Below are 23,649 nucleotides of genomic sequence, written 5' to 3' on the forward strand. Positions count from 1 at the left end.
CTCAGCGCTTCTTGAGCCGCAGACGCGAGTAGGTGAACAGGTAGAGGATCACCGCGATCACCAGCAGCACCCCGAATGCCAATCCGGCGTGCGCGGGTGAGGTCTGCCAGAGGGAGACCTTCTGGGTCGCATCGGGATTGATGGTGGGCAGATCGACTGCGCCCGCCGACGCCACGTAGCCCCAGTAGGACGGGAAGATCCACGAGAGCTGTTGCAGGCCAGGCTTGTCCAGTGCGAACAGGCCACCGCAGAACACCAACTGCACCATGATGATGATCACCAGCGGGGGCATCGCCTGCTCCTGCGAGCGAACCGCCGCCGAGATCGCCAGGCCGACCAGGGTGGACACGCATGCCAGCGCGGCGATCGCGACGAACAACGCCACCGGTGGCGGCACCAGCGGACCACCGAGCTGTGGCAATCCCCGGCCGGCGAAGGTGATCGCGACCATCACCGCGCTCTGCAGGATCGCGGTGATGAAGAACACCACCACCTTTGCCCACAGGTAGGCGCCGGGTCGCAGCCCGACCGCCCGCTCACGTTCGAAGATGTCGCGCTCACCGACCAGATCGCGCATCGTCAATGCCGCACCCATGAACGCCGCCCCCACCACCAGCACGACGAGGATCTGCACCGCCTCGACCGGGTCCTTCGCTGCCGGACGCGGCGGGATCAGGTTGGGGTCGGCGGCCATCTTGGCGTTGAATCCGTCGCTGCCCGGGATGACCAGCGTCAGCAATCCCAGCACCACCGGGAGCAGGATGAGGAACGCCAGATAGCCGACGTCGGCGAAGATCAGGCGTACCTGCCGGCGACCGATCGTGCTCGACTGTCGCGTGAAGCTGGTCTGCGGCACCGGTATCGGCGGGCCCGGCGGCCGCGGCGGGGGCGGTGGTGTGGGCGCGCGCCTGCCCTGCAGATACCGCACGTGTGCGGTGTCGGGGGCATCGGCGACGAAGGCGAAGATCTCCGCCCAGTCCGAGGTGCCCATCGCGGCCCCGACCTGTGTGGGCGGTCCGCAGTAGGCGGTCTTGCCGCCCGGCGCGAGCAGCAGCACCTGATCGCACATCGACAGGTAGGTCAGCGAGTGGGTGACCACGAGGACCACGCGGCCGGCGTCGGCGAGGCGTCGCAGCGTCGACATCACCTGGCGGTCGAGGGCCGGATCGAGGCCGGAGGTCGGCTCGTCGAGGATGAGCAGCGAGGGCCCGGTGAGCAACTCCATCGCCACCGATGCGCGTTTCTGCTGGCCACCGGAGAGCTTCTCGACGCGTGTGTCGACATGCTCGGTGAGTTGCAACTCGGCGAGCACACCGTTGATCACGTTGTCGCGGTCGGCTTTCGACAGATCCGGTGGCAGACGCAGCTCGGCGGCATAGCGCAGGGCCTGGCGCAGGGTGAGCTTGTGGTGCAGGACGTCCTTCTGCGGCACCATGCCGATGCGGGTGCGCAGCGAGTCGTATTCCTCGTGGACGCTGCGGTTCTCGAAGGTGACCCGCCCGCTGGTCGGCGAATTCAGCCCGGCGACGATGCGCGAGACGGTCGACTTGCCCGCACCCGAGGGCCCGATCACCGCGGTCAGTGATCCGGGTCGGGCCGAGAACTCGACGTCCTGCAGGAGTTTCTTACCCCCGTCGACGACGAGGCTCACACCGTTGACCTGGAGGCCACCGGCGACCACATCCTGGGCCTGGCCGCGCATCAGGCTGCCGGCGGACACCACGAAGTCGCTGTTGCCGATGGTGACGACGTTGCCGTCGGTCAGCCGAACCCGTTGCACGCGTTGACCGTTGACATAGGTGCCGTTGACGCTTCCGAGGTCTTCGATGTAGAGACCGTCGGGTCGGGACAACACCCGGGCGTGGTGACGCGAGGCGAGTACGTCGCTGACGACGATGTCGTTGTCGGGGGTGCGGCCGATCGACTGCGAGCCCGCCAACGAGATCGTCTCGCGGCCCGGACGTTCGGCGCGTCCGGGCAGTTGATAGATCGCCGAGACATTCTGCTTGAGTGCCTGGAGGTGCGGCGCATCGGCGAGTTCGGCGGGCATCGGTGCGACCGCGCCGGGTTCATAGGATCCTGGCGCCGGTACGCGCATCGGCATCCGGGAAGAGCCCGCAGCGGCCGGACGTGGACCGGACCCCACCGGGCCCGGCGGCGCCGCCGGAGGGCGTCGCGGGGGTTGCGGCGGTGGCGGTGGCGAACCCGGACGCGCTGCGGTGCCATACTGCTGCCCGGCGGTGCCCGCCGCCGGTGGGGCATCGAGCGCCACCTCGACGAGCGGGCCGGTGGTCGCGTCACCGAGCCGGAAGCCTGCGCCCGCGGTGAGCGGTAGCTCGGACACCCGCTGCGGACCGTGGAAGAAGCCGTTGGTACTACCGGCGTCGACCGCCCACCAGCCGGTCCCCCGCCACTCGATCGACAGGTGATGCCGAGATACCAGCGGGTGGTTCACGACGACGTCGTTGTCGGGGGTACGGCCGATACGAACCCGTGGCGAATCGCCGAGTCGGTGCGTGATCCCGGCAACCGTCAGCCGGCCGGGGATCATCGAGACGCTGCTGTTCATCACCGACAGACTCTAGTGCGTCCGAGGCCACCCGTCCCCGCCTCGTCGTGTGCATGACGGACAAATCGGGACGCCGACGGACGGTACCGACGACACGGACAGGGGTGAAACGGCAGCTGCCCACTCCCGAATCGGGAGTGGGCAGCGCCGCACCGGACTCGGGCCGGAGTCGACCTACAGGTACTGGCCGGTATTGGTCTCGGTGTCGATGGCGCGGCTCGCACCCGAACTCTTGCCGGTGACCAGCGTGCGGATGTAGACGATCCGCTCGCCCTTCTTGCCCGAGATGCGGGCCCAGTCGTCGGGGTTGGTGGTGTTGGGCAGATCCTCGTTCTCGGCGAACTCGTCGAGGATCGAGTCGAACAGGTGCTGCACTCGCAGACCCGGTGCGCCGGTGTCCAATTGCGACTTGATGGCGTACTTCTTCGCGCGGTCGACGACGTTCTGGATCATCGCGCCGGAGTTGAAGTCCTTGAAGTACATGACCTCCTTGTCGCCGTTGGCGTAGGTCACCTCCAGGAAGCGGTTCTCGTCGCTCTCTGCGTACATACGCTCGACGACCTTCTCGATCATCGCGTCGAGGCATGCGGTCCGGTCGCCCCCGAACTCACCGAGGTCGTCGGCGTGCACCGGCAGTGACTCGGTGAGGTACTTGGAGAAGATGTCGATCGCCGACTCTGCATCGGGGCGTTCGATCTTGATCTTCACGTCGAGTCGACCCGGTCGCAGGATGGCGGGATCGATCATGTCCTCACGGTTGGAGGCACCGATGACGATGACGTTCTCGAGGCCTTCGACACCGTCGATCTCGCTGAGGAGCTGCGGGACCACGGTGGTCTCCACGTCCGAGGAGACACCCGAGCCACGGGTCCGGAAGATCGAATCCATCTCGTCGAAGAACACGATGACCGGTGTGCCCTCCGATGCCTTCTCCCGGGCCCGCTGGAAGATCAGGCGGATGTGCCGCTCGGTCTCGCCGACGAACTTGTTGAGCAGTTCGGGGCCCTTGATGTTGAGGAAATAGGACTTGGCCTCCTTGGCGTCGTCACCACGCACCTGGGCGATCTTCTTGGCGAGCGAATTGGCCACCGCCTTGGCGATCAGCGTCTTACCGCAGCCGGGAGGACCGTAGAGCAGCACACCCTTGGGCGGACGCAGCGCGTAGTCGCGGAAGAGATCCTTGTGCAGGAACGGCAGCTCGACGGCGTCGCGGATCTGCTCGATCTGGCGGCCGAGGCCACCGATGTCCTCGTAGCCGACGTCGGGCACCTCCTCGAGCACGAGATCCTCGACCTCGGCCTTCGGAACGCGCTCGAAGGCGAAGCCCGCCTTGGTGTCGATGAGCAGGGAGTCGCCCGGGCGCAGCTTGCGACGCTTGCCGTCCTCGCCGTCGACTTCGCCGCGCAGCGGTTCGGCCAGCCACACCACACGCTCCTCGTCGGCGTGCCCGACGACGAGTGCGCGCTTGCCGTCACCGAGAACCTCACGCAGCGTGCTGATCTCGCCGACCGAATCGAAGTCGCAGGCCTCGACGATCGTCAGCGCCTCGTTGAGGCGCAGTGTCTGCCCCTTGTGCAGCACCTCGGTGTCGATGTTCGGCGAGCACGTCAGGCGCATCTTTCGGCCCGAGGTGAACACGTCGACGGTCTGATCGGGATGGATCTCGAGCAGCACGCCGTAGCCACTGGGGGGCTGACCGAGCCGGTCGACCTCTTCGCGCAGGGCGACGAGTTGCTGACGCGCCTCTTTCAGGGTCTCGAGGAGCTTGGCGTTGCGGGCGGTGAGGTTGTCGACGCGATCCTGGAGATCCCTCGGATCCGAGGCGCGGGTGAATGCCGAGCGCTCCCGTTCCGCGCGGGCCGCGGCCAGAGGTGGGGTGTAGGCAGGGGTGAAGGTCTCCCCCGCCTCGACGTCGCGCGCATGCGCGGACTCGCTCGGGTCATTGCTGCCCGTGTTCTCCACCGAGGCTTCGTGGCGATCAGATTCGGTCATTACTGACTCCTCTCCCCGGCAATCGCTCCCAATGGAGCACTTGCGCCGTAACACCACGCTACCGGCAGGAGAGAAGAATCGCCGTGCACTGCGCGAGGAGAGATGTTGATGGTGTGTTAAATGTGCGTCTTCGCAACGTATTAGCGATGTTTCCGGCTCGGCCGTGCGCGGATTCAGCCGCGTGTGGGTCGCCGTTGCGGCCGGAGCGTGGTGGTGCCCTCGGCGAGTCGTCGCGCGGTGATCAGAAACGCGGTGTGTCCTTGCATTTTGTGTTCGGGGCGGACCGCGAGGCCCACCGCGCTCCAATCACGTACCAGCGACTCCCAGGCCCGTGGCTCGGTCCAGCACTCCTGATCGCGCAGCGCCTCGATGACACGCGACAATTGCGTGACCGTCGCCACATAAACCGTCAAGACCCCGCCTGGTTTCAAGATCGAACGCACCACGTCGAGCGGCTCCCACGGCGCGAGCATGTCGAGGATGACGCGATCGAATTGCTCGGTGACGGCGATATTCGCCAGATCATCGATCACCAGTGACCAATTCGGCGGGTGACCGCCGAAGAATGTCTCGACATTGCGCTGGGCGTGCTCGGCGTGATCGTCGCGGATCTCGTACGAGGTCACCTCGCCACGCTCGCCGACGGCGCGCAACAACGAGCAGGTCAGCGCACCGGAACCGGCACCGGCCTCCAGGACGCGGGCGCCGGGGAAGATGTCGCCTTCGGTGACGATCTGTGCGGCATCCTTGGGGTAGATGACCTGTGCACCTCGGGGCATCGACAGGACGTAGTCGACGAGTAGTGGACGCAGCGCCAGGTATTCGGTTCCGCTGGTCGCCGCGACGATGCTGCCCTCGGGTGCGCCGATCAGGTCGTCGTGCGCGATCGCGCCGCGGTGGGTGTGGAACTGTTTTCCGGTTTCCAGGATCACCGTGAACTTGCGCCCCTTGGCGTCGGTGAGCTGGACCCGGTCCCCGACGACGAACACGCCACTCGACGCCATCAGGTGGTGCTCTCGCGCAGCATGGTGGGGTGGTCCTCTCGGGGCTGGTGTTACACGTGTTGTCTACTGTGGCAGGACGTTTCCGATGCTGACGGTGTCTCCACCGACGTTCGCTGGCGTTTGTCACCGACGTTTGCGGCGTTTGTCACCGATGTGCGCGGGTTTGTCACAGCCGCGCCCTACCCTGCCAAATGTGACGACCACAGTTTCTCCCGGGTCCACCCAGGCCACCGCTGCACCCGTTCCGGCCGCAAGCGCCCCGGCCCTGGACGAGGTGTCCGCGCCGGGTTCGGGGCGCGGTCTCGTCGGTCGGCCGTTGGCGTTGTCGCCCTCACGTGCCGCCGACTTCAAACAATGCCCGCTGCTCTATCGCTATCGTGCGATCGACAGGTTCCCCGAGACTCCCACGAAGGCTCAGACCCGCGGAACGGTCGTCCACGCCGCGCTCGAGAACCTCTTCGACATGCCGGCGTCTCTGCGCACACAGGAGTCCGCGGACTTTCTGGTGGAGGGTGCCTGGGCGGCGTTGTGCGAGGCCGATCCGTCGCTGGCCGAGCTGATCGGACCGGGTGATCACGAGGCCTTCCTCGCCGAGGCGCACGGACTCATAGAGAACTACTACCGGATGGAGAATCCGACGGCCTTCGATGCGGCCGCCGTGGAGGAACACGTCGAGATCGAGGCCGACGACGTGCTCATGCGCGGTTTCATCGATCGCATCGACATCGCACCCACCGGGGAGATCCGGGTGGTCGACTACAAGACCGGCCGCGCGCCCGGTGAGGCCTACGAGGCCAAGGCACTGTTCCAGATGAAGTTCTACGCGCTGGCGATCCTGCGGATTCGGGGTGTGGTCCCCGCCCGTCTGCAACTGATGTATCTCTCCGACGGGCAGGTGCTCACCTACACCCCCGATCGCGACGAACTCGAGCGTTTCGGTCGCACCTTGTCGGCGATCTGGCGGGCGATCCGGGCGGCCGTCGCCTCCGGCGACTTCCGGCCCCGTCGATCACGTCTGTGCCGCTACTGCGAACATCACGAGCGGTGCCCCGAGTTCGGTGGCCAGATTCCCGAATATCCCGGTCCGCCGGCGGGTTTCACGGTCTGAGCGGCGCCCGCCCGGGTGCTGCGCAGGATCACCCCGCGGTGGTGCCGCCCGAGGTCCCGCCGGTTGAGCCCTCGTCGCTCGAGCCCTGATCACCCGAGCCGTCGCCTGCGTCGGCAGTGCCTGTTGCCGTCGTGCCGGTCGCACCCGAGGTCGCCGTGCCGGTCGCACCCGAGGTCGCCGTGCCGGTCGCACCCGAGGTCGCCGTGCCGGTGTCGGCGTGCCGACCGCTGCCCTGCAGGCGGTGCCGGCCCCCGCCCTGTGCGGGCTGATCGGCCGGGGACTGAGCCCCCGTCCCCGTCTCGGTGCTCCCCGTCTCGGTGGTCCCGGTCTGGGTGGTCCCGGTCTGGGTGGTCCCGGTCTGGGTGGCGGATGTCTGGTCGTCGCCGGGCGCTTCGGGTGCTCGATGCCGCCCCGGGATCGCCGGTGTCGTGGATGCCGAATCCTGTTGGGGCGCCACGGTTTCACCCGGCGCCGCGGTACCGGCGGTGTCGGGTGTGGCTGCCATCCGGGCTTGTGGCGACGGTGTCGGGCGTTGGTCCGGGCCGGTCACGACCGGTACGGCCGCGTTGTCGACGGCGGGGCCCTGCAGCGGATAGAAGGCGTTGTTGACCTTGTCCCAGCGCGCGAGGTCGGCGGTGTCGTAGCCGATCCCGAGTTCGTCGTTGACCAGCATCGCCAGCATCGTCAGCGGATGGTGATCGGGCTGATAGACGAGGTAGGTGGTGTTGCCGTCCTGGCTGTACAGCGTGGTCGGTTCCTGGCTGTAGTCGATCAGGTCGCCGTAGTTGTCGGCGCCCATGCCGGAGTGGATGGTGATGAAGCCTGCCGCGTCGACGAGAAGCGAACTCACCGGCCGATACCAGACCCACTGGAAATTGGCGACCGGATCACCCACCACGATCACCGAGGTCACCGCCTGTTGGTTGCCCGTCGCACCCGGATCGCGGGCACCGTTGGATTCCGCACCGAACGCCTCGAAGAACGCCCCGACCAGCGGTTGCTCGGCGGCCCAGGCCTTCAACCCCCACGGGGAGCGCGGATCGGAGATGAGGATGATGTGCGAGTTGGCCGTGTCGATGGAGCCCGACGCGACGGCCTGTTCGGCGGCGTTGCCCAGCGCTTCGGCGCCCTGCGAGTAGCCGGTGTAGACGACGTGGGTGCCGAGTCCGGAATTCAGGAAGGCCTTCATCACGGCGACGTTGCCCTCGACGGCGACGTCACGGGACTGGTCATAGGGCGGGGCGAAAATGGGCAGGATCGCGCCGGATTGTCCTGACGTGAGGGGCGCCAGCGACTGCGGGTAGTTGACCACGACGGTTTCCCGTCCGGCGCGCATCCCCTTGATCCGCGGATACAACGTGCCGTCGTCGGTACCCGGGGTCACCACGATGATGGTGCTGCGATCCGCATGCGGATCGTGCGTGCCCAGCCAGTCCGGACAGTCCGGGTTGATCGACGTGTCATCGGCATCGGGCGGGACCGGGCAGTCGTCGGCGAAGGCATAACTCACCACCTCGGAGTCGACCAGGCCCCTGACAACCGAATCCACGCCGGCGTGGGCAACCGTCGCCGACAGGGTCATCGGGACGACCGCACCGAGACACAGCGCGCATCCGGCGGCCGTACTCGCGACCGCCTTTCGTACTCCGTACAAGACGTCTTCCCCTCGATCGATCACCGCGTGGACGTCGCGGATCCACCAGGGCTCCCATCGATGAGTCGTGTTGCCCGCTGTTCATGATCAACATGATCGGATCGATGGTGGTGAACGAAGTTCATCCTGGACGTTTGATCGGCCGATCCTGGTGCGAGTCCGTGAATGTTCACCCGATCGGACGAACAGTTGCGATCGTTCAACCGACACCGATTCGCGGCCCGTACCCCACCCCGGAGCGGACTATGCCGACTCGCATAGGCTCTGGCTGTGGAGACCAGTTACTACGTTCCGGAGGGTTCGGGTGCGGACGGGTTCGAGTACTTTCGACCGACGTCGGCGACCATCAGTCCGTGGTCGTCGGATATCCAGCACGGCGGTCCTCCCACCGGGCTGTTGATGCGGGCGCTCGAGCACGCGGCGCCGGAGGAGTCGATGCACTTCACCCGGGTGACCACCGAGATCCTGGGTGCGGTCGGGCTCGAGCGGAATCGGGTTCGGGCGCAGGTGATCCGGCCGGGCCGACGCATCAGCATGGTCGCCGCCGACCTCGAGGTCGCCCGACCCGACGGTTCCTATCGTCGGGTGGCCCGGGCAGTGGCGTGGCGATTGCGCGCCCACGACACCTCGACGATCGCGGTGCGTCCCCAGTCGCCGCTGCGGCCGACGCCCGAGGACATCGGTGTGAAGGTCGGCGTCACCGCGGACAGCTCACTCGGGGTCGACTGGGGCACCGAGGGATTCATCGGCTCGACGGAGTCGGCGGTCACCACGGGCAGGCTCGGCGCCACACCGGCGGTCTGGCTACGGCCGGCGGTCGAACTCGTCGCCGGGGAGAAGATCTCCGATCTGCAATCGATCATGACCGTCGTCGACGTCGCCAACGGCCTCGGCACCCGATTGCGTCCGGACGAATGGACGTGGATGAACACCGACACCACCGTGCATTTCTCGGCGGTGCCGTCCGGGCAATGGCTCGGCATCGACGCTGAGCTGGCCGCGGGCTCCGATGGATTCGGCGCGACCTTCGCCGACCTCTACGACGCGGACGGATTCATCGGACGGTCCGCGCAGACGGTACTGCTCGACGGCCGCTGAGCGACTCACCGGCTCCGCTGCGGCGCCCGGCCGAACAGTGTCGACTGCTCAGAACCGGCAGGACCGGATGTCGGAGGCCAGGATCGCCCGCACACCGAGTTCGGAGAGTTCGTCCATCAGGTTCTGGTGGCTCTTGCGCGGGACCATCGCGCGCACCGCGACCCAGTCCGGGTCGGCCATCGGTGAGACGGTCGGCGACTCGAGGCCCGGGGTCAGCGCGATGGCCTGATCGAAGATGCCGCGGGGGCAGTCGTAGTCGATCATCACGTACTGCTGACCGAACACCACGCCCTGCACACGCTTGACGAATTGCCGTGCGCGTTTGTCGGTGTCGGTACCGGCGCGGCTGATCAGCACGCCCTCGGAGTCGCACAGCGACTCTCCGAATGCGGCCAGTCCGTGCTGACGCAGCGTCCGTCCGGATCCGACGACGTCGGCGATCGCATCGGCCACGCCGAGCTGGATCGAGATCTCGACCGCGCCGTCGAGGCGGATGATCTCGGCCTCGAGTCCGCGCGAGGCCAGGTCGGCGCGGACCAGATTCGGATACGACGTCGCGATCCGTTTGCCTGCGAGGTCGGCGACGGTCCACTCCTGATCGCCGGGTGCCGCATAGCGAAAGGTGGAGCTGCCGAACCCCATGGCGAGTTCCTCGTCGACCTCGGCGCCCGAGTCGCGAGCGAGGTCGCGGCCGGTGATCCCCAAGTCGAGGGTCCCGGCACCGACATAGATGGCGATGTCCTTGGGGCGCAGAAAGAAGAATTCGACGTCGTTGGCGATGTCGAGGACGTTCAGGTCCTTGCTGTCGGTCCGCTTGCGGTAGCCGGCCTCGGCCAGGACGGCGGCCGCCGACTCCGACAACGCGCCTTTGTTGGGTACTGCGACTCGCAGCATGATCACTCCAGGGGTAGCTGGTGAGCTGAGGGGATGACGGGCGATGGGCCGCGCCGGATCGGGCGCGACCTACAGATGGCGGTAGACGTCGGCCGGCGAGAGACCGCGCTTGATCATCATCACCTGCAACCAGTAGATGAGCTGGGAGATCTCCTCACCGAGCGACTCATCGGACTCGTGCTCGGCGGCGAGCCACACCTCGCCGGCCTCCTCGATGATCTTCTTGCCGAGGGTGTGCACGCCCGCGTCGAGGGCGGCGACGGTTCCGCTGCCGGCCGGCCGGGTCTGCGCCTTGTCGGTCAGCTCGGCGAACAGCTCGTCGAAGGTTTTCACGAGTTCCTATCCTCGCACGTGGACTGTTCGGAGTTCGGTGAGGGTGACCCCGACGAGCGAGGTCCGGAACTCCCGCAGCGGACCCGGCGGGACTGGTGCCGTCGAGGGCACCACGAGCGTCGTACACCCGGCTGCGGTCGCCGAGGAGGTCCCGGTCGGCGAATCCTCGACCGCTCGGCATCGGCGGGCATCGACGCCGAGGAGGTCCGCGGCCCGCAGATACGGATCCGGTGCCGGCTTGCCCGCGGCAACCTCGTCGCCGCACACCGTGACGGCGAAGAACCGCCGGTCGAGGGTGTCGAGGGCGAGTTCGGTCAGTTCGCGGACGGTGTTGGTGACCAGTGCCATCGGGATACCGGCCGCGGCGACGAGTTCGAGCGTCTCGCGGGCGCCCGGTCGCCACGGCAGGTCGTCGGCGAACAGTTCGGCAACCCGGTCGAGCAGCCAGCGTTCGTCGCGGGCGTGATCACGCCCGGCCGCCGAGAGTCCGGCGGCGTCGTAGACCTTGTCGAGTGCGTCGTCCATGGAGTTGCCCAGCGTCGACTCCCGCAGTTCCGGGGTCATCGGATAGCCGTGTCGGAGTGAGAGTTCGGCGACGGCGATGTCCCACAGGCGTTCCGAGTCGAGCAGGGTGCCGTCCATGTCCCAGAGGACGGCGTCGGGAGTACGACGGTCGGCGGTTGTCGGCACGAGAGAATCATCGCCGACGAGCGGTGATCACACCCAATCCGGTGATCCCCGTCACCGGCCGATGACCGCGCCGCGAGCTCGCCGCAGGGTGTCGGCCACCGCCCAGACAAGACCGAGCGCGGCCAGACCCATCATCGACGCGTCGATGCCGAGTGCGGTGTCGCCTCGCCCGGAGGTGTAACCGCCGGAGCCGCCGTGTCCGCCGGGCGCACCTCCTCCGGTGCCGCCCGGGGCACCGGCTCCGGGGCGGCCACCGGTATCGCCGTGCCATCCGCCGCCCGGTCCGCTGCCGAAGCCGTGCTCTCGACCGGCGCCCTGGCCACCGCCGAAGTCCTGGCCACCCCCGAAGCCTCGACCCCCGCCGGAACCCTGACCACCGAAACCGTGTCCGGCACCGAAGCCCTGCCCCTGGTCCCCGCTCAGTGAGGAGTGGTACACACCGATCGCGGCGGCCTGGATGAGAATCGGGATGATCACGAAGCGCAATGGCAGGTAGAACGCCATGATGACGCTGAGCACTTCTGCCATGTAGAAGTACCGGTCGTGCATCGCCGGCAGCAGGAACGGCACGATCACCGCCGACGCCGAGGCCACCACGAGGATTGACGCGGGCGTCACCGGCGGCTTCTTCCACACCGACCACCCCAGGAACGCCACGATGATCGCCGCGGCGAGTCCGATGCCCAGATGCGCCAGCCAGGTGGCGTCGCCGGAAATCGGGATCAGTTGGTACAGGTTGGCCGCCCCGAGGGTGAGTTGTTTGTAGGAGTCGGTCTGATTCAGATACACCGACAGTGCATCCGACCACGGGGCGCCCACCGCCACGGCGGGAAGCACCGCGGCGACGAATACCGCGGGAATCGCGGCCAGGGTGTACCACGGCAACCTGCCGCGCAACAACATCCACGCCAAAATCGGCAGCACGAAGACGGCCTGCAGCTTGAACGACAGCGACAGTCCGAAGAAGGTGCACGCCCACAACGAGTTCAGGACATACGCCCGGTGGGTGATGCCCTCGCGCTGTGCGCGCAGCAAGAAGTAGATACCGCCCACCGCGAATGCCGAATAGATGGCGTCGGCCTGACCCCACCACGCGCTGTTGGCGATCACCGACGGTAAGAACAAGATCAGGCCAAAAGCCAAGGCACGCAGGGTGAATCGATCGGTGCGCAGGGCGACGATCCGGTAGGCGAAGAAGGCCAGGACCAGATCGAAGGTCACCGAGAGTGCCTTGATGCCGATCAGCGTCGGAGCGTGGACGACGGTGAGCAACCAGATCAGGTAGAGATAGGGGTAGTTGTAGTCGGCGAACTGCTCCTTGAACGCCCCGAAGCCCTGTGTGTCGAGCGTCTCGTACCAGCGCGACAGAAACGCCCGGTAATCCATCGTCTCCATCGAGTGGAAGTGCCACCGTACGGCGAGCGCGACGGCCACGAGGGCGCCCAGCACGAGCCAGCGTGCCCACGTCGGCGCGGTGCGAGAAGGTCCGATGTCGGTCGTCGGCTCATCTCCGGCATCGGACACCTCGGTGTCCGGAAGGGTCGCAGAGGTCATGACATCAAGGGTGGACACCGAAGCTGGGAGGCCGGTGGATGCACGCTGGGAATCGAGTGGCCCCGCCCCCGCGCGCGGCGATCAGCGTATCGTTCGCCTCGCACACCCCGGCAACCGTGAGGACGGCCGCATGACGGTTCTCGTGTTCGGACATCGCAATCCCGATACCGACGCCATCGCGGCGGCGCTGGCTCTCGCCGGGCTCGAGGTGGCTCTCGGCACCGACGCCCGGGCGGTCGCGCTCGGGCGGCCGAATCCCGAAACCGCCCATGCGCTGGCCTGTTTCGGCCTCGACGTGCCCCCCGTCATCGAACTCGCCCGGCCGGAGACCGATCAGGTGATGCTCGTCGACCACAACGAACGGCAGCAGAGTGTCGCCGACATCGACGAGGTGACCGTTTTGCGCGTGGTCGATCACCACCGCGTGGCCAACTTCACCTCGGTCCTCCCGCTGTATTTCCGGGTCGAACCCGTCGGATGCACCTGCACGATCCTGGCCCGCATGTACGCGGAGAACGAGGTGCCGATCCCCCGGGCGATCGCCGGGATGATGGTGTCGGCCATCATCTCCGACACCCTGCTGCTGCGCTCTCCCACCACCACCGACGACGACCGCCGCGTTGCGGCCGAGCTCGCCGGCGTCGCCGGGATCGACCTCGACACCTACGGCGACGCACTGCTGCGGGCCGGCGCCGCGCTCGGCGATCTCGGAGCCGCCGAACTCATCGACCGGGACGCGAAGAGCTACACGCTGGGCGCCACGCAGGTACGTCTGTCGCAGATCTCGAGCACCGATCCCACCGAGGTCCTCGACCGGCGCGACGAGTTCCTCGCGGCTATGGAGGCCGAGCGCGTCCGGGCGGGTGAGGATCTGTTGCTGCTGTTCGTCACCGACGTGCTCCGCGGGGATTCCGAACTCCTCGTGGTCGGCGAACCCGTTGCCGCGGTCGAGAAGTCCTTCTCGGTCACCGTCGTCGACGGCCACGCACACCTGCCGGGAGTGGTCTCCCGCAAGAAGCAGGTGGTGCCGCCGCTGACCGCGGCCCTGCGCTGAACCCGCGCCGTGCTCAGGTGGTGACGTACTCAGGTGTTGAAGTACTTGGCCTCCGGGTGGTGCAGCACGAAGGCATCGGTCGACTGCTCGGGATGCAGCTGCAGTTCCTCCGACAGATGCACACCGATGCGTTCGGGCTCGAGGAGCTCCATCATCTTGACGCGGTCCTCGAGGTCGGGGCATGCCCCGTACCCGAATGAGAAACGCGCGCCACGGTATTCGAGGTCGAAGAAGCCCTGCGCGTTGTCGGGATCCTCGGCGTCGACGGCGCGGTCGGCGAACGCCAGTTCCCCACGGACCCGCTGATGCCAGTACTCGGCCAGCGCCTCGGTGAGTTGCACGCTGATCCCGTGCACCTCGAGATAGTCGCGGTAGGCGTCACGTGCGAACAACTCGTTGGCGAAGTCGGCGATCGGCTGTCCCATCGTCACCAGCTGGAACGGCAACACGTCGACGCGCCCGTCGGCCACGGCCGCCTCGCGGGAGCGGACGAAGTCGGCGATGCACAGGAATCGTGACCGCTGCTGCCGCGGGAAGGTGAACGAGAACCGGGTCGGCGCATCGGGTGTCGGCTCGGTGAGTATGTGCACCACATCGCCGTCACTGACCGCCGGGAAGTAGCCGTAGACCACCGCGGCGTGCGCGAGGATGCCCTCGGTTGAGAGACGATCGATCCATTCCCGCAGACGGGGTCGGCCCTCGGTCTCGACGAGTTCTTCGTAGGTGGGGCCGTTGCCCCCGCGCGCGCCGCGTAATCCCCACTGCCCCAGGAACAGTGCGCGCTCGTCGAGTAGCTGGAGATAGTCCGCGACCGAGATTCCCTTGATGATCCGGGTGCCCCAGAACGGCGGGGTCGGGATCTCGTTGTCGGCGATGACATCCGAGCGTGCTGGCACCTCCACGGGCGTCTCGGCGGCCTTGCGTTTGGCCGCGATCCGTTGCGAGCGTTCGTGTCGCGCCTTGCGTTCGGCCGCCTTCTTCGCCGCGGCGAGCGAATCGGCGCTCTCGGGGACCGACCCACCGCCCCGCTTGAGTGCCATGATCTCGTCCATCAACCGCAAGCCCTCGAAGGCATCCCGCGCGTAATGCACCTGCCCCTCGTAGGTGTCGGAGAGGTCGTTCTCGACGTAGGCGCGGGTCAGCGCGGCACCGCCGAGGAGCACCGGGTAGTTGTCGGCGAGCCCGCGGGCGTTGATCTCCTCGAGGTTCTCCTTCATCACCACCGTCGACTTGACCAGCAGGCCCGACATGCCGATCACGTCGGCGCGCTTGTCCTCGGCGACCTCGAGGATCGTCGAGATCGGTTGTTTGATACCGATGTTGACGACCTCGTACCCGTTGTTGGACAGGATGATGTCGACGAGATTCTTGCCGATGTCGTGCACATCGCCCTTCACGGTGGCCAGCACGATGCGGCCCTTGCCGTCCTCGCCGGTGGCCTCCATGTGCGGTTCCAGATGTGCCACCGAGGTTTTCATCACCTCGGCGGACTGCAACACGAACGGCAGCTGCATCTGACCGGAGCCGAACAACTCACCGACGGTCTTCATCCCGGACAGCAGGGTCTCGTTGATGATCTCCAGCGGCGGCTTCTGGGTCATCGCCTCGTCGAGATCGGCCTCGAGGCCGTTGCGTTCACCGTCGACGATGCGTCGCTCGAGTCGTTCGAACAGTGGCAGGCGTGCGAGTTCCTGCGCGCGCGATTCGCGGGCCGAGGCCGCCGAGACGCCCTCGAACAACTCCATCAGCTTCTGCAGCGGGTCGTAGTCCTCGCGGCCCTCGCTGCGTGTGCCCGCCGGGCCGCGACGGTCGTAGACCAGATCGAGCGCGACATCGCGCTGCTCGTCGGGAATCTTGTTCATCGGCAGGATCTTCGACGCGTGCACGATCGCCGTGTCGAGTCCGGCCTGCACACATTCGTGCAGGAACACCGAGTTGAGCACCTGCCGCGCCGCCGGGTTCAAGCCGAAGGAGATGTTCGAAATCCCCAGGGTGAAGTGCACGTCGGGGTGCGCCTCGTGCAGCCGGCGGATCGCCTCGATGGTCTCGATGCCGTCGCGGCGGACCTCCTCCTGCCCGGTCGAGATCGGGAAGGTGAGGGTGTCGAGGATGATGTCCTCCTCGGCGAGGCCCCAGTTACCGGTGATGTCGGCGATCAGGCGTTGCGCGACGCGGATCTTCCAGTCCGCGGTGCGCGCCTGACCCTCCTCGTCGATGGTCAGTGCGACCACCGCAGCACCGTGTTCGACGACCAGCGCCATGATGCGCGAGAACCGCGACTCCGGACCGTCGCCGTCCTCGTAGTTCACCGAGTTGACCGCGCATCGGCCGCCGAGCGCTTCGAGTCCGGCGCGGATGACCTCCGGTTCGGTCGAATCCAGCATGATGGGCAGCGTCGACGACGTCGCGAAACGACTCGCCAGGGCGGTCATGTCCGCCGCACCGTCACGGCCCACGTAGTCGACGTTGAGGTCGAGCATGTGGGCGCCGTCGCGGGTCTGCTCCTTGGCGATGTCGAGGCAGCGCTGATAGTCCTCGGCGAGCATCGCCTCACGAAATGCCTTGGAGCCATTGGAGTTCGTGCGCTCGCCGATCACCAGGAAGCTGGCGTCCTGGTCGAACGGGACCGCGGAGTAGAGCGAGGACGTCTCCGAGATGTGCGCCGGGGCGCGATCGGCCTTGGTGGTCTCGGCGACCGCGGCGGCCACCTGCCGGATGTGTTCGGGTGTGGTCCCGCAGCATCCACCGACGAAGGCCAGTCCGAACTCACCGACGAAAGTGCTCAGCGCCGAGGCCAATTCGTCGGGCTGCAGCGGATACTCGGCACCGTTGGGCCCCAGTTGTGGCAGCCCCGCATTGGGCATCACCGACACCGGGATCCGGGCGTGGCGGGACAGGTAGCGCAGATGCTCGCTCATCTCCGCGGGCCCGGTCGCACAGTTGAGGCCGATCATGTCGACGCCGAGCGGCTCGATGGCGGCGAGCGCAGCGCCGATCTCGGAGCCGAGCAGCATCGTTCCGGTGGTTTCCACGGTGACGTGGGAGATGATCGGGATTCGTCGGCCGAGCTCGTCCATCGCCGCACGCGCGGCGACCACCGCGGCCTTGACCTGCAGCAGATCCTGCGAGGTCTCGATGAGGACGGCGTCGGCGCCCCCGTCGAGCATGCCGGCGACGCATTCGAAGTAGGCGTCGCGGATCACACCGAAGGTGGTGTGCCCGAGACTGGGGAGTTTGGTTCCCGGACCGATGGATCCGAGGACGAATCGGGCGGTTCCGTCGGACGAGGGTCCCATCTCGTCGGCGACGCCACGCGCGATCGCCGTCCCCTTGTAGGACAGCTCACGAATGCGGTCGGCGATGTCGTAATCACCGAGGTTGGACAGGTTGCAGCCGAAGGTGTTGGTTTCCACCGCATCGGCGCCGGCCTCGAAGTAGGCACGATGGATCTGCTCGAGGACGTCGGGACGGGTGTCGTTGAGGATCTCGTTGCAGCCTTCGAGACCTGCGAAATCGTCGAGTGTGAGGTCGGCTGCCTGCAGCATGGTCCCCATCGCGCCGTCGCCGACCAACACGCGGCGCGCCATGGCCGACAGGAAGGTGGTGTCGTGGTTTCCCGGGTTCGGCGTGTGCGACGACATGGTGTTCAGAGTAGTTCGCTCTCTCTTGGGTTCGGTCGTAGGCTGGATCAGTGAACGCCGAGCAGATGTCGAACCTTCCCCGCTTGCGCAAACCCATCCTGCTGGCCGCATTCGAGGGCTGGAACGATGCCGGCGATGCCGCGAGCAGCGCCGTGGAGCATCTCGCGCTCATGTGGGACGCGCGTCCGCTGGCGGAGATCGATTCCGACGACTACTACGACTTCCAGGTGAATCGTCCGACGATCAAACAGATCGACGGGGTGACCCGCCGAATCGACTGGCCGACCACGTCCATTTCCTACTGCAGCCCGCAAGGGGCCGACCGGGACATCGTACTCGTGCGCGGTATCGAACCCAACATGCGGTGGCGTGGTTTCTGCGCCGAGATCGTCTCCTGCGCCGAGGCCCTCGACGTCGAGACCACGGTCATGCTCGGCGCCCTGCTCGCCGACACCCCGCACACCCGACCGGTGCCGGTCACCGGCAGTGCCTACAGCAGTGAGGCGGCCGCCCGGTACAACCTCGCCGAAAGCCGCTACGAGGGACCCACCGGCATCACCGGGGTGCTGCAGGACCTGTTCGTGCAGGCCGGACTGCCCGCGGTGGCGTTCTGGGCGGCGGTCCCCCATTACGTCTCGACCCCGCCGAATCCGAAGGCGACGGTCGCCCTCCTCAACCGTGTCGAAGAGGTACTCGACATCGAGGTGCCGCTGGGCACGCTGCCCGAGCAGGCCGAGGAGTGGGAGCAGGCGGTCACCGAGATGACCGAGGACGACGAGGAGATCGCCGACTACGTCCGCGGGCTCGAGGAGCGCGGCGACGCCGAGATCGACACCGACGAGGTGATGGCCAAGATCGACGGGGACGCCCTGGCCGCGGAATTCGAGCGCTACCTCAAGAGGCGTGGCGGGCCGGGATCGTTCGGCGGCTGAGCCTCAGCCGATCCGTTCGATCGACACGACCGGAGTGGTGATCCGCCACGTACGGACGTCGGGGTCGTCGGCGGCGCGCACCCAGAACTGGGCGGACTCCCCGACCCGGCAGGACTTCACCCCGAGCAGCGGGATGTCCTCGGAGTCGCGGCGCAACGTGCTCACCGCCCACTCCTCGCTGTCGGTGCTGCCCACACCGGGTGCGCGCAGCAGCGTCATCTCGTCGAAGTCGATGAGGTAGGTCGACGTCCGGGTCTGCACGGTCCACACGCCGGTTGCGGTGTCGGGATTGATCTCCTGCACGCGAGCCACGCGCAAACCTTACTCACCCGGCCGCCCCGAGAACCAGCCGAGGTCGCCTTCGACGGGCCGGGCCGAGCAGTCAGGCCAGGCTCACACCGAGCAGCGCGTCGACCGCGGTGGCGAGCGCATCCGGCGCCACGGTGTCCCCGCCGATCCCCTGCTCCACGTCACGGCACCAGCCGTCGATCGCGTCGAGGGCCTTCGGGGTGTCGAGGTCGTCGGCGAGGTGTACCCGAATCCGTTCGATCACCGGCGTCGCATCCGGACCCCGGCCGCCGGCTACGGCACGTCGCCAGCGCGCGAGCCGCTCGGTGCCGGTCGTCAGGACGGCATCGGTCCACATCCGGTCGCCGCGGTAGTGATCGGCGAGCAGCGCGAGCCGAATCGCGGCCGGGTCGACACCCTGCGCGCGCAGCCGCGAGACGAAGACGAGGTTCCCGCGGCTCTTGGACATCTTCTCGCCGTCGAGCCCGACCATGCCGGTGTGGACGTAATGCCGTGCGAAACGCCGGGAACCGGTCAACGCCTCGCCGTGTGCGGCGGAGAACTCGTGATGCGGGAAGATCAGGTCGTTGCCGCCCCCCTGGATGTCGAACTCGACGCCGAGCCGGTTCAGTGCGATCGCCGAACACTCGATGTGCCAGCCGGGCCGTCCACGCCCGAACGGCGCATCCCAGGCGGGTTCGCCGGGTCGTTCGGCACGCCAGAGCACCGCGTCGAGCCGGTCCCGTTTGCCCGCGCGATCCGGGTCCCCGCCGCGCTCGGCGAAGAACCGCAGCATCGTCTCCCGGTCGTATCCCGACTCGTAGCCGAACTGTTCGGTGGCATCGATCCGGAAGTAGACGTCGGGGTATTCGGGATCGTCGACGACGTAGGCCGCCCCCGAGGCCAGGAGTTTGCCGACCATCTCCACGACCTCGCCGACCGATTCCATCGCGCCGATGTAGTCGCGAGGTGGGAGCACCCGTAGCGCGGTCATGTCGTCGCGGAACAGCTGTATCTGCTCGCTGCCGAGATCGCGCCAGTCCACCCCGTCGCGTTCGGCGCGCTCGAAGAGCGGGTCGTCGACGTCGGTGATGTTCTGCACGTAGTGCACGTCGTGACCCTGATCGCGCAGGACGCGATTGACCATGTCGAAGGTCAGATACGTTGCGGCATGCCCCAGATGGGTGGCGTCGTACGGGGTGATCCCGCACACGTACATGGTGGCCGTGGGGCCCGGGGCGACGGGGCGGACCGCAGCGCCGGCGGTGTCGAAGAGTCGGAGCGCGGGTCCGGCGCCGGGAACGGCGGGAACCGCGGGATCGGGCCACGAATGCATGAGTCCACTGTATGGCGGGCACGCGAGGGACCACGGACGGGGGCCACGGGCCATCGAGGCGGGTGTGCGCTGCACCGTCTCACCGCAGGCACCTGCGGTGAGCCACCGATCAGAACGGGGGCCAGGGAATGGGCCGGTGGCCCGGAGGTAGCGGCATGGTCTCGGTCTCGGCGAGTACCAACACGCGGATGGTCAGCGCGTCGATCTCGTCGACGGTGATGTGCCGGACCAGGTCGGCGCGCAATGCCGATGACTCGGTTTCCAGTGCCTCGGCGAGCTCGACGACATCGGCGAGCAGATGCGCCGGAACCGCTTCGCCCGCCCAACCCCACAGCACCGTGCGCAGCTTGTCCTCTCTGTGCAGACAGATGCCGTGATCGACGCCGTAGACCCCGCCATCGAGCCCTTCGAGCACGTGACCGCCCTTGCGGTCGGCATTGTTGAGGAGCACGTCGAGCACGGCCATACGCAGCAGACGCGGATCGTCGGCATGCACCAATTCGACCGGTTCTCCCCGCCCGTCCAGGGCACGCAGGATGGACCGATATCCGTCGGGCACCGCATCGACCGGACAGAGATCCACCAGATCGATTCTCGGAGCGGGCAACCCGGGATCATCGGGGTCCGGGGTGTCGATCCACCGCTGCACCATCCCCACCCCGAGCGGTCCATCGCGCAGCACGGTCGTCGGAATCGAGTCCCAGTGCAGCGCCTGCGAGATAAGATAGGACGCGACCTCTCGTCCGGCCAGGGTTCCGTCGGGGAAGTCCCACAGCGGGATCTCGCCGCGCACCGGTTTGTAGACACATCGAACCGCGCGATCCCCGACGACGGCGTCGCACACCAGGGTCGCATTGCTGGCCGTCGGGATGCGGCCGATGATCGTGAGTTCACCGTCGCGCAGCACGCCATCATCGGCGACATCGGTGTCGTGGGCCGCGTCGCTCCCCGGCTCCGGGTGCGAATCGGGTTGCGGCACACCGGAAGCGCCCCCGACGCTCATGGCGCGGCCGCGCTCTGGTGCTCGGTCCGGCGCTCGGTCACGGCGCCGTCGCCGGGGTCATCGGGAGCCACCCTCCGGGCCTGTGTCGGGATCGTCGCCGCTACCGCCGCCCGGATCCTCCGACGACGGATCCTCATCGTCACCGAGCAGCGGCGGACCGTCGGTGAGCCCGTTGAACACCTCCGGATCGATGAAATCCAGCGACTTGCTCAGTTCGGCATCCCGCTTGTAGCCGTTGGTCCGGACACAAAGGTGTCCCTGGTCGTCGAGCGGTTCGCCACAGAGCGGACACGGGGGCCGGCCCGCCGAGATCACCCGGGTGGATCGGGCGGCGAACTCGCGTGCGGCGCGTGTGGTGAGGAACACGCGCACCGCGTCCGGGCCCTCGTCGGTGTCGTCGAGCACCACACTCTCGTCGAACTCGCCCTCGGTGATGGCGAGCAACTCCACGACGACCGCCTCGGACTCGGCATCCCACCCCAATCCCATCGTGCCGACCCGGAACTCGGCATCGACGGGCATGACGAGCGGGCTGAGGTCGCTGACCTGCTCGGCCTCCGGCGGAATCGGGGTCCCGAACCGCCGATGGATCTCCTCGAGCAGGGCGCCGATCCGTTCGGCGAGAATCTGGACCTGCTGCTTCTCCAGAACGACGCTGATGATGCGCGCCTCATGCACGGCCTGGAGGTAGAACGTGCGGTCACCGGGCTGCCCGACGGTACCCGCGACGAATCGGTCAGGACTGCGGAACACGTGTATCGCTCGTGACATCACCCACCTCCTTACGCTGTGTGGTCATTATCCGTCCCGGCCGGTCCCCGCGGCCACCGGCGCCTCCGGCTGCGCATCGGTGGACGCGTCGTCGGAGCCGGTGTCGCCGCCGACCACCGCATCGTTGGACGCCGGTGGCCGGATCGGCACCGACAAGGTCTTCGTCGAGTTCACCGTGTGGACGTAGGGCCGGGTGTTGCCGTAGCGGATGATGCTCACCGATGCGGGCTCGACGACGATGCGCTGGAACGAATCGAGATGCATCCCCATGGCGTCGGCGACGATCGCCTTGATCACGTCGCCGTGCGAGCAGGCCACCCACACCCCGGTCCCGTCCGACCCGCCGTACTCGCGGTCGAGCGCACGAACCGCGGCCACCGCACGTGCCTGCACGCCGGCGAGGCCCTCACCGTCGGGAAAGACCGCCGCGGACGGATGCTGCTGGACGGTCTTCCACAGCGGTTCCTTCAGCAACTCGCCGATCGTGCGGTTCGTCCACGCGCCGTAGTCGACCTCGGCGAGATCGTCGACGACGATCTCCGGCACCTCGTGACCCGCCTCGGCGAGGGCGGCCAGCAGCGGGCTCATCGTCTCGGCGCACCGCTGCAGCGGAGACCGGGCCACCGCGGTGATCGCGGTCAGGCACGGCTGGAGGCGATCGACGAGTTCGGCAGCCTGCCCCCGGCCCTTGTCGTCGAGGGCCACGCCGGGAGTGCGTCCCGCGAGCACCCCGGAGGTGTTGGCCGTGGAACGTCCGTGGCGCACGAGGATCACGGTCATCCCCCAACCTTATGCATCCGCAGGAAACACAGCACATCGGTACCGGTGGGCGAGCCGACACCGCCAGGTCACGTGGCGTCGATGACACCGCCAGCCAACAGACCCATCACGACGAGACCCAGGATGACCCGGTAACCGCCGAACCAGTTCATCGAGTGGTCGCTGACGAAGCGCAGCAGCCACGCGATCGAGATGTAGCCCAGCACGAATGCGACGAGGGTGGCCACCACCAGTTGAATCCCGGTGGCCTCCATGCCGCCACCGGTCGGATGGATCGCATCGGGGATGCTGAACAGCCCCGACGCCAGCACCGCCGGGATGGCGAGTAGGAACGAGAAGCGGAACGCGGCCTCGCGTTCGAGCCCGAGGAACAGGCCTGCGCTGGCCGTCGCTCCCGACCGGGAGACCCCCGGGACCAGCGCCAGACACTGCGCCAGACCCATGACGATCCCGTCACGCAGGGTCAGCTGCTCCATCGAGCGGCGTTGGGTCGAGAGACGTTCGGCCAGCCAGAACACCCCCGAGAACAGGACCAGCACCGTCGCGACGAGCCACAGGTTGCGGGCCGCCGACCGGATCTCGTCCTTGAGCAGGAAACCGATCAGACCGATCGGGATGGTCGCCAGGATGACGTACCACCCGATGCGGTAATCGAGCCCACGCTCGTCGCGGGCGACCAACCCGCGGAACCAGGCGAGCACGATCCGGGCTATGTCACGGGCGAAGAAGACGAGCACCGCGGCCTCGGTGCCCAACTGGGTCACCGCGGTGAACGAGGCCCCGGCATCCTCCCCGAACATCAATTCCGAGGCGATGCGCAGATGTCCCGAGGACGAGATCGGCAAGAATTCGGTGAGGCCCTGGATGGCGCCGAGGACGATCGACTGGGCCCACGTCATGGTGTCGGTCACGGCGGTCGATGCTACGCGGGAATTGTCCGATCCCCCC

Annotated in this window: 19 protein-coding genes; 4 read left to right on the forward strand and 15 right to left on the reverse strand. The window is 67.4% G+C overall.

Going from position 1 to position 23,649, the window contains the following annotated elements; all coding sequences use genetic code 11:
• Nucleotide 1: 1 nt before the first annotated feature.
• The 3 genes from QNM97_RS11120 to QNM97_RS11130 form a co-directional block, all read right to left on the reverse strand.
• Nucleotides 2–2,551 (reverse strand): FHA domain-containing protein, encoded by a 2,550-nt coding sequence (locus QNM97_RS11120; RefSeq protein ID WP_283823170.1) that lies wholly within the window; start codon nucleotides 2,549–2,551, stop codon nucleotides 2–4.
• A gap of 192 nt (nucleotides 2,552–2,743) precedes the next feature.
• A complete protein-coding gene (arc, locus tag QNM97_RS11125; RefSeq protein WP_283822772.1) occupies nucleotides 2,744–4,561 on the reverse strand; it encodes a proteasome ATPase in 1,818 nt (605 codons plus the stop codon).
• A gap of 173 nt (nucleotides 4,562–4,734) precedes the next feature.
• Nucleotides 4,735–5,565 (reverse strand): tRNA (adenine-N1)-methyltransferase, encoded by an 831-nt coding sequence (locus QNM97_RS11130; RefSeq protein ID WP_283822773.1) that lies wholly within the window; start codon nucleotides 5,563–5,565, stop codon nucleotides 4,735–4,737.
• A 193-nt stretch (nucleotides 5,566–5,758) separates the two neighbouring features.
• On the opposite strand from QNM97_RS11130, the gene QNM97_RS11135 reads away from it, so the two are divergent.
• Nucleotides 5,759–6,673, forward strand: a complete 915-nt coding sequence (locus QNM97_RS11135) for a RecB family exonuclease (protein WP_283822774.1) — start codon at nucleotides 5,759–5,761, stop codon at nucleotides 6,671–6,673.
• A gap of 28 nt (nucleotides 6,674–6,701) precedes the next feature.
• Here the strand turns inward: QNM97_RS11135 and QNM97_RS11140 are convergent, their stop codons facing one another.
• Nucleotides 6,702–8,327, reverse strand: coding sequence for an alpha/beta hydrolase family protein (locus QNM97_RS11140; RefSeq protein WP_283822775.1), 1,626 nt, complete (start codon nucleotides 8,325–8,327; stop codon nucleotides 6,702–6,704).
• Nucleotides 8,328–8,591: 264 nt separating this feature from the next.
• On the opposite strand from QNM97_RS11140, the gene QNM97_RS11145 reads away from it, so the two are divergent.
• Complete coding sequence (locus tag QNM97_RS11145; RefSeq protein WP_283823171.1) at nucleotides 8,592–9,425, forward strand: thioesterase family protein; 834 nt, start codon at nucleotides 8,592–8,594, stop codon at nucleotides 9,423–9,425.
• Between the two features lie 48 nt (nucleotides 9,426–9,473).
• On the opposite strand, the gene hisG is transcribed toward QNM97_RS11145, so the two are convergent.
• From hisG to QNM97_RS11165, 4 genes are all read right to left on the reverse strand, one after another.
• Nucleotides 9,474–10,319, reverse strand: a complete 846-nt coding sequence (gene hisG / locus QNM97_RS11150; RefSeq protein ID WP_283822776.1) for an ATP phosphoribosyltransferase — start codon at nucleotides 10,317–10,319, stop codon at nucleotides 9,474–9,476.
• Nucleotides 10,320–10,388: 69 nt separating this feature from the next.
• Nucleotides 10,389–10,652: a phosphoribosyl-ATP diphosphatase gene (locus QNM97_RS11155; RefSeq protein WP_006370149.1), complete on the reverse strand. Its 264-nt coding sequence runs from the start codon at nucleotides 10,650–10,652 to the stop codon at nucleotides 10,389–10,391.
• Between the two features lie 6 nt (nucleotides 10,653–10,658).
• Nucleotides 10,659–11,342 (reverse strand): HAD family hydrolase, encoded by a 684-nt coding sequence (locus QNM97_RS11160; RefSeq protein ID WP_208791218.1) that lies wholly within the window; start codon nucleotides 11,340–11,342, stop codon nucleotides 10,659–10,661.
• Nucleotides 11,343–11,393: 51 nt separating this feature from the next.
• Nucleotides 11,394–12,896 carry a putative hexosyltransferase gene (locus QNM97_RS11165; protein ID WP_283822777.1) on the reverse strand — a complete coding sequence of 501 codons (1,503 nt, stop codon included), beginning with the start codon at nucleotides 12,894–12,896 and terminating at the stop codon, nucleotides 11,394–11,396.
• Between the two features lie 130 nt (nucleotides 12,897–13,026).
• Between QNM97_RS11165 and QNM97_RS11170 the strand changes: the two genes are divergently transcribed.
• Nucleotides 13,027–13,950 (forward strand): manganese-dependent inorganic pyrophosphatase, encoded by a 924-nt coding sequence (locus QNM97_RS11170; protein ID WP_208791217.1) that lies wholly within the window; start codon nucleotides 13,027–13,029, stop codon nucleotides 13,948–13,950.
• Nucleotides 13,951–13,979: 29 nt separating this feature from the next.
• Here the strand turns inward: QNM97_RS11170 and metH are convergent, their stop codons facing one another.
• On the reverse strand, nucleotides 13,980–17,591 hold the full coding sequence (metH, locus tag QNM97_RS11175) for a methionine synthase (RefSeq protein ID WP_283822778.1): 3,612 nt from the start codon (nucleotides 17,589–17,591) through the stop codon (nucleotides 13,980–13,982).
• A gap of 50 nt (nucleotides 17,592–17,641) precedes the next feature.
• Here metH and QNM97_RS11180 point away from each other — a divergent pair, with 50 nt between their 5' ends.
• The gene (locus tag QNM97_RS11180; RefSeq protein WP_208791215.1) at nucleotides 17,642–18,523 is read left to right on the forward strand and encodes a PAC2 family protein; all 882 of its coding nucleotides are present in this window, start codon (nucleotides 17,642–17,644) and stop codon (nucleotides 18,521–18,523) included.
• A 3-nt stretch (nucleotides 18,524–18,526) separates the two neighbouring features.
• Here QNM97_RS11180 and QNM97_RS11185 read toward each other — a convergent pair whose 3' ends face one another.
• From QNM97_RS11185 to QNM97_RS11210, 6 genes are all read right to left on the reverse strand, one after another.
• On the reverse strand, nucleotides 18,527–18,835 hold the full coding sequence (locus QNM97_RS11185) for a hypothetical protein (RefSeq protein ID WP_006370142.1): 309 nt from the start codon (nucleotides 18,833–18,835) through the stop codon (nucleotides 18,527–18,529).
• A 70-nt stretch (nucleotides 18,836–18,905) separates the two neighbouring features.
• Nucleotides 18,906–20,147, reverse strand: a complete 1,242-nt coding sequence (gene mshC / locus QNM97_RS11190; RefSeq protein WP_208791214.1) for a cysteine--1-D-myo-inosityl 2-amino-2-deoxy-alpha-D-glucopyranoside ligase — start codon at nucleotides 20,145–20,147, stop codon at nucleotides 18,906–18,908.
• Nucleotides 20,148–20,256: 109 nt separating this feature from the next.
• Nucleotides 20,257–21,150: an SCO1664 family protein gene (locus QNM97_RS11195; RefSeq protein ID WP_283822779.1), complete on the reverse strand. Its 894-nt coding sequence runs from the start codon at nucleotides 21,148–21,150 to the stop codon at nucleotides 20,257–20,259.
• A 57-nt stretch (nucleotides 21,151–21,207) separates the two neighbouring features.
• The gene (locus tag QNM97_RS11200; RefSeq protein WP_208791212.1) at nucleotides 21,208–21,921 is read right to left on the reverse strand and encodes a DUF3090 domain-containing protein; all 714 of its coding nucleotides are present in this window, start codon (nucleotides 21,919–21,921) and stop codon (nucleotides 21,208–21,210) included.
• A 27-nt stretch (nucleotides 21,922–21,948) separates the two neighbouring features.
• Nucleotides 21,949–22,701, reverse strand: coding sequence for an MSMEG_4193 family putative phosphomutase (locus QNM97_RS11205; RefSeq protein ID WP_283822780.1), 753 nt, complete (start codon nucleotides 22,699–22,701; stop codon nucleotides 21,949–21,951).
• A gap of 68 nt (nucleotides 22,702–22,769) precedes the next feature.
• Nucleotides 22,770–23,612: an undecaprenyl-diphosphate phosphatase gene (locus tag QNM97_RS11210; RefSeq protein WP_283822781.1), complete on the reverse strand. Its 843-nt coding sequence runs from the start codon at nucleotides 23,610–23,612 to the stop codon at nucleotides 22,770–22,772.
• Between the last annotated feature and the right edge of the window lie 37 nt (nucleotides 23,613–23,649).

Origin of the sequence: Gordonia sp. L191 (assembly GCF_030077625.1) — a bacterium.
Lineage (GTDB): Bacteria > Actinomycetota > Actinomycetes > Mycobacteriales > Mycobacteriaceae > Gordonia > Gordonia polyisoprenivorans_A.